The organism is Pseudomonas sp. NFX5 (assembly GCF_049132125.1).
Taxonomy (GTDB): domain Bacteria; phylum Pseudomonadota; class Gammaproteobacteria; order Pseudomonadales; family Pseudomonadaceae; genus Aquipseudomonas; species Aquipseudomonas marginalis.
The window spans coordinates 162860-175709 of record NZ_JAFMZG010000012.1; the positions used below are offsets into that span (position 1 = coordinate 162860).

General features: G+C 60.0%; 15 protein-coding genes. All 15 read right to left on the reverse strand.

Translation table 11 applies throughout. The features are described 5' to 3' along the window. Window positions 1-65: 65 nt before the first annotated feature. Window positions 66-1217, reverse strand: a complete 1152-nt coding sequence (gene bamB / locus J1N02_RS07965) for an outer membrane protein assembly factor BamB (protein ID WP_027605421.1) — start codon at window positions 1215-1217, stop codon at window positions 66-68. Next, complete coding sequence (locus tag J1N02_RS07970) at window positions 1210-1851, reverse strand: YfgM family protein (protein WP_027605420.1); 642 nt, start codon at window positions 1849-1851, stop codon at window positions 1210-1212. The genes bamB and J1N02_RS07970 overlap by 8 nt, the downstream gene beginning before the upstream one ends. Window positions 1852-1892: 41 nt before the next feature. After that, window positions 1893-3182 (reverse strand): histidine--tRNA ligase, encoded by a 1290-nt coding sequence (gene hisS, locus J1N02_RS07975; protein WP_027605419.1) that lies wholly within the window; start codon window positions 3180-3182, stop codon window positions 1893-1895. Between the two features lie 23 nt (window positions 3183-3205). Continuing rightward, window positions 3206-4315 carry a flavodoxin-dependent (E)-4-hydroxy-3-methylbut-2-enyl-diphosphate synthase gene (ispG, locus tag J1N02_RS07980; protein WP_003175952.1) on the reverse strand — a complete coding sequence of 370 codons (1110 nt, stop codon included), beginning with the start codon at window positions 4313-4315 and terminating at the stop codon, window positions 3206-3208. Between the two features lie 2 nt (window positions 4316-4317). Continuing rightward, entirely contained in the window at window positions 4318-5319 is a 1002-nt protein-coding gene (locus J1N02_RS07985) for a RodZ domain-containing protein (protein WP_027605418.1), read from the reverse strand. Next, window positions 5319-6077: a type IV pilus biogenesis/stability protein PilW gene (pilW, locus tag J1N02_RS07990; protein ID WP_098478812.1), complete on the reverse strand. Its 759-nt coding sequence runs from the start codon at window positions 6075-6077 to the stop codon at window positions 5319-5321. Before pilW ends, J1N02_RS07985 begins: the two co-directional genes overlap by 1 nt. Window positions 6078-6089: 12 nt before the next feature. Continuing rightward, window positions 6090-7238: a 23S rRNA (adenine(2503)-C(2))-methyltransferase RlmN gene (rlmN, locus tag J1N02_RS07995; RefSeq protein WP_027605416.1), complete on the reverse strand. Its 1149-nt coding sequence runs from the start codon at window positions 7236-7238 to the stop codon at window positions 6090-6092. 29 nt (window positions 7239-7267) lie between these two features. Continuing rightward, entirely contained in the window at window positions 7268-7693 is a 426-nt protein-coding gene (gene ndk / locus J1N02_RS08000; protein ID WP_017846179.1) for a nucleoside-diphosphate kinase, read from the reverse strand. Between the two features lie 91 nt (window positions 7694-7784). After that, window positions 7785-7985: a Fe-S cluster assembly protein IscX gene (iscX, locus tag J1N02_RS08005; RefSeq protein WP_017846180.1), complete on the reverse strand. Its 201-nt coding sequence runs from the start codon at window positions 7983-7985 to the stop codon at window positions 7785-7787. Between the two features lie 14 nt (window positions 7986-7999). Next, on the reverse strand, window positions 8000-8341 hold the full coding sequence (fdx, locus tag J1N02_RS08010; RefSeq protein ID WP_027605415.1) for an ISC system 2Fe-2S type ferredoxin: 342 nt from the start codon (window positions 8339-8341) through the stop codon (window positions 8000-8002). 3 nt (window positions 8342-8344) lie between these two features. Then, window positions 8345-10207, reverse strand: a complete 1863-nt coding sequence (gene hscA / locus J1N02_RS08015) for a Fe-S protein assembly chaperone HscA (RefSeq protein WP_098478811.1) — start codon at window positions 10205-10207, stop codon at window positions 8345-8347. Between the two features lie 53 nt (window positions 10208-10260). Next, window positions 10261-10782: a co-chaperone HscB gene (gene hscB / locus J1N02_RS08020; RefSeq protein WP_027605413.1), complete on the reverse strand. Its 522-nt coding sequence runs from the start codon at window positions 10780-10782 to the stop codon at window positions 10261-10263. Window positions 10783-10790: 8 nt separating this feature from the next. After that, on the reverse strand, window positions 10791-11114 hold the full coding sequence (gene iscA, locus J1N02_RS08025; RefSeq protein WP_024077295.1) for an iron-sulfur cluster assembly protein IscA: 324 nt from the start codon (window positions 11112-11114) through the stop codon (window positions 10791-10793). Window positions 11115-11142: 28 nt separating this feature from the next. Further along, window positions 11143-11529 carry a Fe-S cluster assembly scaffold IscU gene (iscU, locus tag J1N02_RS08030; protein WP_003175965.1) on the reverse strand — a complete coding sequence of 129 codons (387 nt, stop codon included), beginning with the start codon at window positions 11527-11529 and terminating at the stop codon, window positions 11143-11145. A 99-nt stretch (window positions 11530-11628) separates the two neighbouring features. Then, window positions 11629-12843 (reverse strand): IscS subfamily cysteine desulfurase, encoded by a 1215-nt coding sequence (locus J1N02_RS08035; RefSeq protein ID WP_421147265.1) that lies wholly within the window; start codon window positions 12841-12843, stop codon window positions 11629-11631. Window positions 12844-12850: the final 7 nt, after the last annotated feature.

The following is a 12850-nucleotide window of genomic DNA, read 5'->3' on the forward strand; positions in this document are numbered from 1 at the left end:
TTCAAATGCCGCATGCCCCGCCGAAGCGGGGCCGCCTGGGTTTTACCCCAAGCATAGTCAAACCTTTACTTGATGGTCAGGGCTTCCAGCTTGCCGCTGTTGCCGTAAACATAAAGCATGTTGCCCACCACCAGCGGACGGGCACGCAGGCCGTCGCTGTCGATACGCTCACGACCTACAAAACGACCATCCACCTGGCTCAGCAGGTGCAGGTAGCCTTCGAAGTCGCCGACCGCTACATAGCTGGAGAACACTTCCGGGGCCGACAGTTGACGACGGGCCAGGGAGTCATTGCTCCACAGTGCAGTGGTGGAACGCTCGTCGACACTTTCAACGGTGCCGGACGCCAGGCTTACGTAGACGCTGCCAAACCCTTGGGCGACACCCGCATAACTGGAAGCATCACGCTGCCAGTTGACACGGCCGCTCTGCAGGTCCAGCGCGGCAACGCGGCCCTGGTAAGTGGCGACGTAGAGGGTTTCGCCCGACAGCAGCAAGCCACCGTCGATGTCCACTACGCGATCCAGCTCGGAACGACCTTGGGGGATGGCCACACGGGTTTCCCAGGCCGGCACGCCGTTCCTGGTGTCCAGGGCGACTACTTTACCGGTCGACAGGCCTGCAACGGCCAGATTGTTGGTCACAACCGGACCACTGGTACCGCGCAAGGTCAGCACCGCCGGGGTACTGTCGTACAACCAACGCTGTTCGCCGGTGCTGGCGTCCAGGCCGATCACACGGTCATCCTGGGTTTGCACCACGACGATATCGCCGTTGGTGGCAGGCGGTGCGAGGACTTCACTGGTCACGCGAGCGCGCCATTTCTCTTCACCGGTGCTGGAGTCCAGCGCCACGACTTCGCCCTTGAGCGTGCCGAGCATGACCATGCCGTAACCCACGCCTACGGCGCCGGATACAGGCAATTCGAGGTCTTTCTTCCACTTCACGTCGCCGTTCATGCGATCCATGGAGATCACCACGCCGGTTACGTCAGCGGCCACAATGTTGTCACCGTCGATTGCCGGCACCAGCATGTTGTAGGTCTCGCCCTGGCCGTCACCGATGGAGCGGCTCCATTGCTTTTGCAGGACGACTTCTTCCTTGAAGCTGGTCAGCTCGGCCGGAGGCAGTTCTTTTTTACTGTTGCTGCTGCAACCCGCGGCCAGAACGGCCAGAGCCAGCAATGCTGCATGTTTCCAACGGATCACGTCATGCATCCCCTTTGGCCAAGTCGTCCAGCTTGATTTGTAAGCCACCGACCGCCGCTTCATCAGACAGCGCCGCCTTGGCTTTCTTGTACGCAGCATTGGCTTCGTCGGTACGACCCAATTGGACCAACAGGTCGCCCTTGAGCTCTTCGCGAGTGGCTACAAATGCCTTGTCCGCATCGCCGTCGAGCAGTTTGAGTGCTTCGTCAGCCTTGTTCTGTGCCGCCAATACCTGGGCCAGGCGCTGACGCGCGATTTCACCCAGGGTCGGGTTGGTCGGCTTGTCGGCGATGGCCTTGAGTTCTGCGGCGGCGTCATCCAGCTTGCCGGTATCGACCGCGACTTTCGCGACGAACAGGCTGCCGTATTGGGCGTAGGTGCTGCCGCCGAATTCGTTCTTCAGCTTGCCTGCCAGGTCTGCAACCTGCGCGGGGTCGGGCTTGCCGTCCGGCGTCAGGGTGGTTTCCAGCAATTGCTGATAAACGATCGAGGCGCCCTGGGACTGGTTGGCCTGATACTTTGTCCAGGCTTGCCAGCCGAACACCACCACTAAAGCCAGCAGACCGCCAGTAACCAGGGGCTTGCCGTTACGCTGCCACCAGTCCTTGAACTCGGCCAACTGCTCATCATCAGTACTCGACACCCCAATACTCCTTAATCGCTAAATTCGGCTGTTCGACAGCTTCAACCCTGCACGACGCAGGTGGCCAAGTGCGCAGCAAGCGCATCAAAGGCAATGTTCTGTTGCTCGCCCTGGCCACGCAGGGGTTTGAAACCTATCACTTGCTGGGCCAGCTCGTCATCGCCAAGGATCAGTGCGTACAGGGCACCGCTCTTGTCGGCCTTCTTGAACTGGCTCTTGAAACTGCCTGCGCCGGCATTGACCTGAAGGCGCAGGTTGGGCAACTGGTCACGTACTTTTTCGCTCAGGGCCAGGGCGGCCAGTTCGGCGGCCTCGCCAAAGGCGCACAGGTACACGTCCACCTGACGGGAGATTTCTTCCGGAACCTGCTCCAGGGTTTCCAGCAGCAGGATCAGCCGCTCGATCCCCATGGCGAAGCCCACGCCGGTGGTCGGCTTGCCGCCCATCTGCTCGACCAGGCCGTCGTAACGGCCGCCCGCACACACGGTGCCCTGGGCGCCGAGCTTGTCGGTGACCCACTCGAACACGGTCTTGCTGTAGTAATCGAGGCCACGCACCAGCTTGGTGTTGATCACGAACGGAATGCCGGCCGCGTCCAGACGAGCCTTGAGGCCTTCGAAGTGAATGCGGGATTCGTCGTCCAGGTAATCGGCCATTTTCGGCGCATTGACCAGCACGGCCTGGGTGTCGGCGTTCTTGGTATCGAGGACGCGCAACGGGTTGGTCTTCAGACGACGCTGGCTGTCTTCATCCAACTTGTCCAGATGGGCGGACAGGTACTCGACCAGGGCCACTTTATAGCGGCCGCGGGATTCACTGGTGCCCAGGCTGTTGAGCTCAAGCTTGACCGCGTCACGGATGCCCAGCAGGCCCCATAGGCGCCACGTCAGCACGATCAGCTCCGCGTCGATGTCCGGGCCGTCGATGTTGAACACTTCCAGGCCGATCTGATGAAACTGGCGATAACGGCCTTTCTGTGGACGTTCGTGACGGAACATCGGGCCGATGTACCACAGTTTCTGCGGCTGGCCAGCACCGGTGAGGCCATGCTCAAGCACGGCGCGCACGCACGCGGCGGTCCCTTCCGGACGCAAGGTCAGGGAGTCGCCGTTACGGTCTTCAAAGGTGTACATCTCTTTTTCGACGATGTCGGTCACTTCACCGATGGAGCGCTTGAACAGCTCGGTGAACTCGACGATCGGCATGCGGATCTGCTTGTAACCGTAGTTATCCAGCAGGCGCGCGACAGTCCCCTCGAAGTAGCGCCACAGCGGCGTTTGCTCCGGCAGGATGTCGTTCATGCCACGAATGGCTTGCAGAGACTTGCTCACATCAAATCCTTAAATTCGTTCAATCAGCCGCGAGCGATCAGCGCTGCGTCAGCCGCGACCTTTTCGGCCGCTTTCTCGCGGATCAGCTTTTCCAGCTCATCCACCAGATTGTCATTCGTTAACTTCTGCGACGGCTTACCGTCGATGTAAATCAGGTTCGGTGTACCGCCGGTCAAGCCCACATGGGCTTCCTTGGCTTCACCCGGGCCGTTGACCACACAACCGATCACTGCAACATCCAACGGCACCAGCAGGTCTTCGAGGCGCAACTCCAGGTCGTTCATGGTTTTTACCACGTCGAAGTTCTGCCGCGAGCAACTCGGGCAGGCAATGAAGTTGATACCGCGGGAACGCAAACGCAGGGATTTGAGAATGTCGTAGCCGACTTTCACTTCCTCTACCGGGTCTGCCGCCAACGAGATGCGGATAGTATCGCCAATCCCTTCGGCGAGCAGCATACCGAGACCCACCGCAGATTTCACTGTGCCTGAGCGCAAACCGCCAGCTTCGGTGATCCCCAGGTGCAGCGGCTGCACGATTTCCTTGGCCAGCAGGCGGTAGGCTTCCACCGCCATGAACACGTCGGAGGCCTTTACGCTGACCTTGAAGTCCTGGAAGTTCAGGCGTTCGAGGTGTTCAACATGACGCAGTGCAGACTCGACCAGCGCTGCCGGGGTCGGCTCGCCGTACTTCTTTTGCAGGTCTTTTTCCAGGGAACCGGCGTTGACGCCGATGCGGATCGGGATCCCGCGATCACGGGCAGCGTCCACCACAGCGCGCACACGGTCTTCACGACCGATGTTGCCCGGGTTGATGCGCAGGCAATCGACACCCAGCTCGGCCACGCGCAGGGCGATCTTGTAGTCGAAGTGAATGTCGGCAACCAGCGGCACCTTGACCAGCTGCTTGATGCGACCGAAAGCCTCGGCAGCGTCCATGTCCGGGACGGATACCCGAACGATGTCTACCCCGGCCGCTTCCAGGCGATTGATCTGGGCAACGGTAGCGGCAACGTCATTGGTGTCGCTGTTGGTCATGCTCTGTACCGCGATGGGGGCGTCGCCACCCACCGGCACCGAGCCGACCCAGATCTTGCGCGATACGCGACGTTTGATTGGAGATTCGCCGTGCATGACTATTGTCCCAACTTCAGGCGAGCGGTCTCGCCAGTGGTGAACGGCGCTACGTCTACAGGCTGGCCGTTGTAGGCCACTTGCGCGCCACGGGCGAAGCCCAGACGCAGCGTCAAAGGAGGCTTGCCGCCCAGGTCGAGCGTATCGCCCTTACGCTTGAGACCACTGACCAGCACTTTGCCGTTGCCATCGGTGACTTGCGTCCAGCAGTCAGCGACGAAGGTAATTTGTACACGCCCGTCACCGGCGATCAACGCAGGGGTGGTGGGTGGTGAAATCGCAGGGGCTGCCGGAGCGGTTGGCGCCGTAGTCGCTGGCGCCGGGACCGGAGCAGCCGGTGTATGAGCCTGGGCAACCGGAGCCGCGGGCGTGTGAGTTGGCGCGGTCGGTGTCACTGGGGCCGGTACGGCGGCGGTCGGGGCACTTTCCGGCTCGGACGGTTCAGCGGCGGCCGGGGTTTCGGGGGCAGCCTGGCCTTGGGCTACGGCCTGGTCTTCCGGCTCATCCAGCGGATGAATCTGGGTGGTGCCGTCGGCGCTTTCGACTTCGACGTGCTCCATGGCGTTGCTGGTCAGGTCCTTACTGCGCTGGGACGTCTGGTCTTGCCACCAGACGAAACCGCCGCCGATCACGGCGATCAGCAACAACAGGCTGACAATACGCAGGATTGTGTGGGAAACCCGCACCGGTTCTTCGATGCGACCCAGGCCATGCACGTTGCTGCCCTGGGAGTCGGTGCCGGTGAACTGGTCGAACTCCTGGACCAACACGGCCTGGTCGATGCCCAGCAACTTGGCGTAGGCGCGGATATAGCCACGGGCGAAGGTATGCCCAGGCAGCTTGTCGAATGCGCCGGCCTCAAGGTTGCCCAGGGAGGTGGTGGTCAAATTGAGCTTGAGGGCCACTTCCGCCAGCGACCAACCATTGCTTTCGCGGGCCTGACGCAAGGTGTCGCCTGGGTTTACGCGATTAGCTGCTACAACTTCCGGGTGCGCCGCTTTCATCATTGCTCCGACAGGTATTGCTGATATTCCGGCGTACCGGGATAGAGTCGTTCGAGTTGCTGGCCAAAACGTGCGGCCGTGTCGTGTTCTTCATGAACCGTCGCCAGGCGCACGCCGAGCAATAGACTACGTGCATTTTGCCCGCTGAGCAGGCTAAAACGCTCGTAATAGTCACGTGCCGGCACATAATGCCTGTCTTCGTAGGACAACTCAGCCATTTCGAGCAACGCTCGTGGCTGATGGCCGTTCAAGTGCAGGGCTTTTTCCAGCTGCTGGCGTGCGCTGTCGCGCTGGCCGAGGCGCATCGAGGTCACCCCAAGGTTCTCGAACACCCGCGCGCGCTCAGGATAGAGGGTATCGGTACTGGCTTGCTGGAAATAAAGGGCGGCCTGGTCAAAACGCTTTTGCTTGAACAGGAAACTGCCGTAATTGTTCAGCAGTTTCGGATCGGCAGGCCGTGCGGCCAGAGCTTTGTTGAAGTACCGGTCAGCCAGTTCAGGCTCGGCCTGGGCGTGAAACACCAGGGCCAGCGCAGCGTTGGCGTCGGCATCGTCGCTGTCCAGTTCAAGGGCTTTTTTCAACGGCACCTTGGCCTGCTCGCTCATGCCTTGGCGCAGGTAACCCAACCCCAGTTGCACATAGGCAACCCGCGCCTCGTCACGGCCCTTGCCGGTTTGCAAAGGGCTGTCATGGCCCGATGAAACACAACCGGCGGCGAGGCCGGTAACCAGCAAAAGCAGCGCAAGGCGCAAGGGCATAGAGATCCTCTCTCAGATTCGATTCACAGCAATTTGCGGCAGATCGTCGGCGGCGTTCAATTCACGCACGGCGATATAGCGCTCGCTGCGGCGGGTGCGGTCCATCACCTGCCCGACCAATTGACCACAGGCGGCGTCGATGTCTTCACCACGGGTGGTGCGCACGGTGACGTTGTAGCCGGCCTGGTGCAGTTGATCCTGGAAACGGCGAATGGCGTTGTTGCTTGGCCGCTCGTAACCAGAATGTGGAAACGGGTTAAACGGAATCAGGTTGATCTTGCACGGGGTGTTCTTGAGCAGTTCAATCATCTCGACCGCGTGTTCGACCTTGTCGTTAACATCCTTGAGCATGGTGTACTCAATGGTCAGCACACGTTTCTCGCCCAAGGTCGCCATATAACGCTGGCAGGATTCGAGCAGCATCTTAAGCGGATACTTCTTGTTGATCGGCACCAATTGGTTACGCAATGCGTCATTGGGTGCGTGCAGCGACAACGCCAGGGAGACGTCGATGTGCTTGGCCAGCTCATCGATCATCGGGACCACGCCGGAGGTCGACAGGGTCACACGGCGCTTGGAGATGCCGTAGCCCAGGTCGTCCATCATCAGGTGCATGGCTGCGATGACGTTGTCGAAGTTCAGCAGCGGCTCACCCATGCCCATCATCACCACGTTGGTGATGGCACGGTCGACGGTCGCCGGGACGCTGCCAAAGGATTTGTTGGCAATCCACACCTGGCCGATCACTTCGGCGGCGGTGAGGTTGCTATTGAAGCCTTGCTTGCCGGTGGAGCAGAAACTGCAGTCCAGGGCACAGCCTGCCTGGGACGAAACGCACAAGGTACCGCGCTTGCCCTGGGGAATGTACACGGTCTCGACGCAGCTGCCGGACGCTACGCGCACCACCCACTTACGGGTGCCGTCGCTGGAGATGTCCTCGCTGACCACTTCGGGGCCACGCACTTCAGCAATAGCCTTGAGCTTGTCGCGCAGGGCCTTGCTGACGTTCGTCATGGCGTCGAAATCGTCGACGCCAAAGTGGTGAATCCATTTCATTACCTGACCGGCACGGAAACGCTTCTCCCCGATTGAGTCGAAGAATTTTTCCATTTCCTGTTGAGTCAGACCCAGCAGGTTGGTTTTTACAGTCGATGTCGTCATGGATTCACCCTCACTCTTTAAGCCGATGCTTAGCGAGTGGTTACTTCGGTAGCTGCGAAGAAGTACGAGATTTCGCGAGCAGCAGCGGCTTCGGAGTCCGAACCGTGTACAGCGTTGGCGTCGATGGAGTCAGCGAAGTCAGCACGGATGGTGCCGGCAGCGGCTTCTTTAGGGTTGGTAGCGCCCATCAGCTCACGGTTCAGAGCGATGGCGTTTTCGCCTTCCAGAACCTGAACAACAACAGGACCGGAGATCATGAAGGCAACCAGGTCGCCGAAGAAGCCACGAGCGCTGTGCTCAGCGTAGAAGCCTTCAGCTTCAGCCTTGGACAGTTGCTTGAGTTTCGAAGCTACAACCTTCAGGCCGGCTTTTTCGAAACGAGTGGTGATCTCGCCGATGACGTTTTTTGCAACTGCGTCAGGCTTGATGATGGAGAAAGTACGTTGAACAGCCATGGTGTAACTCCAGAAACGGTAATTTACGAAAAATTAAACCCGCGAATTATACGCGGGTTCTTGGGTATTGCCTAACTGCGTAAGGGAGGCGTCAGTCCTGTTCTTCTTTCCAGGCAGTCTGGATAGCTTCCAGGACCTTTTCGCCACCGCGATCGCGCTCATCATCAAAGCCTGGCAAGGCCATGACCATGTCACGCAAAGCAACAAAATTCAGGGAATAGGGATCCATATCCGGGTTGCCGTCGGCCAACAGGATAGCGATCTCTTGCACATCAACCCATTTAAGACTCATGACACTTCCTTGAATCAGTGCGGCGCTTCGGCCGCATGGTTGAGCGAATATTTCGGAATTTCGACGGTAATGTCTTCAGTCCCGACCCTGGCCTGACAGCTTAGGCGAGAAGTGGCTTCCAGGCCCCAGGCGCGGTCAAGAAAATCTTCTTCCAACTCATCGGCCTCTTCCAGGCTATTGAAGCCTTCGCGAATGATGCAGTGGCAGGTGGTGCAGGCACACACACCCCCACAGGCACTTTCGATCTCGATGTGGTTGTCATGGGCAACTTCGAGGATGGACTTGCCGGTCTCAGCCTCAACAACCATACCGTCCGGGCAATGCTCGGCGTGTGGCAGAAAAATGACCTGCGGCATTAATTATTCCTCGATTTCATTCAGGTTGCGCCCGGCCAGTGCGGCTTTTACCGTCTGATCCATGCGGCGGGCAGCAAAGGCGTCAGTGACCTGCGACAAGCGCTTGGTCTGTTGCTCGATGGCGTAACCATCGTTGCCTTTCATCAGTTCGGCCAGTTCCTGCATCTGCAGGTCGATGACCATGCGCTCTTCGGCATCCAGCAGGCGCTCGCCGTCGGCATCCAGGGCGCCCTGCACCGCTTCGAGCAGGCGCTGGGCATCCACTTGTTGCTCGCGCAGTACGCGCGCGACCTTGTCGTCGCCGGCGTATTGGAACGAATCCTTGAGCATCTTGGCGATTTCACCGTCAGTCAGGCCGTAGGACGGCTTGACCTGGATGCTGGCCTCCACGCCGGACGCCAGTTCACGCGCGGCGACGCTGAGCAGGCCGTCGGCGTCGACCTGGAAGGTCACGCGAATCTTCGCCGCACCCGCGACCATGGCCGGGATGCCGCGCAATTCAAAGCGCGCCAGGGAGCGGCAGTCGCTGATCAGCTCGCGCTCGCCCTGCAGCACATGAATCATCATGGCCGTCTGGCCATCTTTGTAGGTGGTGAAGTCCTGGGCGCGCGCGACGGGAATGGTGGTGTTGCGCGGAATCACCTTCTCCATCAGGCCACCCATGGTTTCCAGCCCCAGGGACAGCGGGATGACGTCGAGCAACAGCAATTCGCCGCCATCACGCTTGTTACCGGCCAGGGTATCGGCCTGGATGGCGGCGCCAATGGCGACCACCTGGTCCGGGTCGATTTCCGTCAGCGGCTGGCGACCAAAGGCTTGGGCAACGGCTTCGCGAACCCGCGGCACACGGGTTGAACCGCCGACCATGACCACGGCACCGACGTCTTCCAGCTCGATACCGGAGTCACGCACGGCTCGACGGCAGGCTTTCAGGCTGCGGGCGATCATCGGTTCGATCAGCGAATCGAAGGCTTCGCGAGTCAGCTTGGCACACCAACTGCCGTAGGAAACGTCAACAGAAGCAGCGTCAGTCAGCGCCTCTTTAGCGGCACAGGCCGTTTGCAGCAGGTTACGCTGCTCGCCCGGATCCAGGTCAGCGGACAAGCCGGCGCTGCTGATGATCCAACCCGCGATGGCGTGGTCGAAGTCATCGCCACCCAGGGCTGTGTCGCCACCGGTAGCCAGTACTTCGAACACGCCGCCAGTCAGGCGCAGGATCGAAATATCAAAAGTGCCACCACCCAGGTCGTAAATAGCGACCAGGCCTTCGGCATGCTGGTCCAGGCCATAGGCCACGGCCGCAGCGGTAGGCTCGTTGAGCAGGCGCAACACGTTCAGGCCGGCGAGTTTCGCCGCGTCCTTGGTGGCCTGGCGCTGGGCATCATCGAAATACGCCGGGACGGTGATCACCGCGCCGACCAGTTCGCCACCCAACGTGGTTTCCGCGCGCTGGCGCAGCACCTTGAGGATATCCGCCGACACTTCCACCGGGCTTTTCGGGCCCTGGACGGTGTCGATGAACGGCATATGGGATTCACCACCGATAAAGCGGTACGGCAGTTGGTCGCCCAATTGCTTGACGTCGGACAGGCCACGACCCATCAAGCGCTTGACCGACAGCACGGTGTTCAAAGGATCGGTAGACGCCGCCAACCTGGCTGACTCACCGACTTCGGTGCGATCAGCGTGATAACGCACGGCGGACGGCAGGATCACCTGGCCGTCAGCGTCGGGCAGCGGCTCGGACAGGCCGCTGCGCAAGGCAGCAACCAGGGAATTGGTGGTACCCAGGTCAATCCCCACCGCCAGGCGACGCTGGTGCGGTTGAGGGCTTTGGCCGGGTTCGGCGATTTGCAGTAGAGCCATGGTAATCAGGTCTTATCTGTCTATCAGGCGCGCATCACGGGCAGCACACTGGGTTAATCGTCGAGGCGCTCTTCCAGCTGGCGCACTTCGTAGGTGAGCTTGTCGAGGAACTGCATGCGCCGCATCAGGCGCTCGGCCTGTTCACGTTGCGCTGCATCATCCCAACAGGCTGCGAAGCTTTCGTTGAGTTCATCCTGGGCAACTTTCAGACGACGCTTGAAGACCGCGACACCCGCCACATCGGCTTCGTCCTGCAGGTCTTCGAGTTCTTCACGCCATTGCATCTGCTGCATCAGGAAGTCCGGGTCGTGCACGGTCACTTCCAGCGGCAACTCGCCACCGTTCATCGCGAGCAGGTAACGCGCGCGTTTAGGAGGGCTCTTGAGCGTCTGATAGGCTTCGTTGAGGCTGGCCGATTGCTCCAGCGCCAGGCGCTGCTCACGCTCGGAAGCGTCAGCGAAGCGGTCCGGATGCACCCCACGCGCCAATTCTCGGTAGCGCGTGGCAAGCTGCTCGAGGTCCAGCCGAAAACTCGGCTGCAGCTCGAATAAAGCGAAATGACAAGGAGTACCCACGAATAGCCTCAGATGTTGAAGCTTTCGCCGCAGCCACATTCACCGCGCACGTTGGGGTTGTTGAACTTGAAGCCTTCGTTCAACCCTTCCTTGACGAAATCGAGTTCGGTGCCGTCCAGGTAGGTCAGGCTTTTAGGGTCGATGATCACTTTCTCGCCGTGACTTTCGAACACCTGGTCCTCATCGACCACCTCGTCGACGAACTCCAGCACATAGGCAAGGCCGGAGCAGCCCGTGGTGCGAACACCCAGACGAATCCCCTCACCTTTACCGCGCCCATCCAGGGAGCGTCGCACGTGCCGCGCAGCCGCTTCTGTCATGCTGATAGCCATCGTTGACTCCTTACTCGTCGCCAAATGCTTAGATCAAGCCTTTCTTCTGCTTGTAGTCGCGAACGGCCGCCTTGATGGCGTCTTCAGCGAGCACGGAGCAGTGGATTTTCACTGGCGGCAGGGCCAGTTCTTCGGCCAGCTGGGTGTTGCTGATAGTCACAGCCTCATCCAGGGTCTTGCCTTTCATCCATTCGGTCGCCAGGGAGCTGGAGGCGATCGCCGAACCGCAACCGTAAGTCTTGAACTTGGCGTCTTCGATAACGCCAGCGTCGTTGACCTTGATCTGCAGGCGCATCACATCGCCGCACGCCGGAGCGCCGACCATGCCGGTGCCGACATCAGGATCTTCCGCGTTCATCTTGCCGACGTTGCGCGGGTTTTCGTAGTGGTCGATGACCTTTTCGCTGTAAGCCATGGTACTGAATCCTCACTCATCAGGGCCGCTCTGGAACCCTGTAGAAACGCCTGCGTTTTCCGCCACGTTCCTACAGAGCTTGGGTGGCGGCTTCTATAGTTAGTGTGCCGCCCACTCGATCTTGGAAATATCGACACCGTCTTTGTACATGTCCCACAGCGGCGACAGGACGCGCAGCTTGTTGACGGCTTCGCAGACCTTCTGCGCGGCGTAGTCGACTTGCTCTTCGGTGGTGAAGCGGCCGAACGTAAAGCGGATCGAGCTGTGTGCCAGTTCGTCGTCGCGGCCCAGGGCGCGCAATACGTACGAAGGCTCAAGCGAAGCCGAGGTGCAGGCCGAACCGGATGAAACCGCCAGGTCCTTGAGCGCCATGATCAGCGACTCGCCTTCGACATAGTTGAAGCTCAAATTCAGGTTGTGCGGTACACGGGCAGTCATGCTGCCGTTGATGTACAGCTCTTCAAGGTTCTCGACCTGCTTGTAGAAGCGATCGCTCAGGGCCTTGATACGTACGTTTTCGGCAGCCATGTCTTCCTTGGCTACGCGGAAGGCTTCGCCCATGCCGACGATCTGGTGGGTCGCCAGGGTGCCCGAACGCATGCCGCGCTCGTGACCGCCGCCGTGCATGGTGGCTTCGATGCGCACGCGTGGCTTGCGGCTCACGTACAGGGCGCCGATGCCTTTGGGGCCATAGGTCTTGTGGGCCGAGAACGACATCAGGTCGACTTTCAGCTTGGACAGGTCGATGTCGACCTTGCCGGTGGACTGGGCAGCGTCGACGTGCAACAGGATGCCCTTGGAGCGAGTCAGCTCGCCGATGGCCGCGATGTCGTTGATGGTACCGATTTCGTTATTCACGTGGATCACGGAAACCAGGATGGTGTCTTCACGCAGCGCGGCTTCGATCATCGCCGGGGTGACGATACCGTCGGTGGTTGGCTCGAGGTAAGTGACCTCGAAACCTTCACGCTCCAGTTGGCGCATGGTGTCGAGGACAGCCTTGTGCTCAATCTTGGTGGTGATCAGGTGCTTGCCTTTGGTCGCGTAGAAATGCGCCGCGCCCTTGATAGCCAGGTTGTCGGACTCGGTGGCACCGGAGGTCCAGACGATTTCACGCGGGTCTGCGCCAACCAGGTCAGCAACCTGGCGACGAGCGTTCTCGACCGCTTCCTCGGCTTTCCAGCCGAAAACGTGGGAACGGGAGGCCGGGTTGCCGAAGTTTCCGTCGACCAGCAGGCATTCGCTCATCTTTTGCGCGACACGCGGATCAACCGGGGTGGTCGCTGAATAATCAAGGTAAATCGGCAATTTCATGGACTTT

Excerpts from the sequence above, each read along its gene's own strand:
- rlmN (WP_027605416.1), bottom strand. The coding sequence starts at position 7,238 with ATGACGACATCGACTGTAAAAACCAACCTGCTGGGTCTGACTCAACAG.
- ispG (WP_003175952.1), bottom strand. The coding sequence starts at position 4,315 with ATGCACGGCGAATCTCCAATCAAACGTCGCGTATCGCGCAAGATCTGG.
- ndk (WP_017846179.1), bottom strand. The coding sequence starts at position 7,693 with ATGGCTGTTCAACGTACTTTCTCCATCATCAAGCCTGACGCAGTTGCA.
- J1N02_RS07985 (WP_027605418.1), bottom strand. The coding sequence starts at position 5,319 with ATGAAAGCGGCGCACCCGGAAGTTGTAGCAGCTAATCGCGTAAACCCA.
- iscU (WP_003175965.1), bottom strand. The coding sequence starts at position 11,529 with ATGGCTTACAGCGAAAAGGTCATCGACCACTACGAAAACCCGCGCAAC.
- bamB (WP_027605421.1), bottom strand. The coding sequence starts at position 1,217 with ATGCATGACGTGATCCGTTGGAAACATGCAGCATTGCTGGCTCTGGCC.
- hscA (WP_098478811.1), bottom strand. The coding sequence starts at position 10,207 with ATGGCTCTACTGCAAATCGCCGAACCCGGCCAAAGCCCTCAACCGCAC.
- J1N02_RS08035 (WP_421147265.1), bottom strand. The coding sequence starts at position 12,843 with ATGAAATTGCCGATTTACCTTGATTATTCAGCGACCACCCCGGTTGAT.
- iscA (WP_024077295.1), bottom strand. The coding sequence starts at position 11,114 with ATGGCTATCAGCATGACAGAAGCGGCTGCGCGGCACGTGCGACGCTCC.
- iscX (WP_017846180.1), bottom strand. The coding sequence starts at position 7,985 with ATGAGTCTTAAATGGGTTGATGTGCAAGAGATCGCTATCCTGTTGGCC.
- fdx (WP_027605415.1), bottom strand. The coding sequence starts at position 8,341 with ATGCCGCAGGTCATTTTTCTGCCACACGCCGAGCATTGCCCGGACGGT.
- pilW (WP_098478812.1), bottom strand. The coding sequence starts at position 6,077 with ATGCCCTTGCGCCTTGCGCTGCTTTTGCTGGTTACCGGCCTCGCCGCC.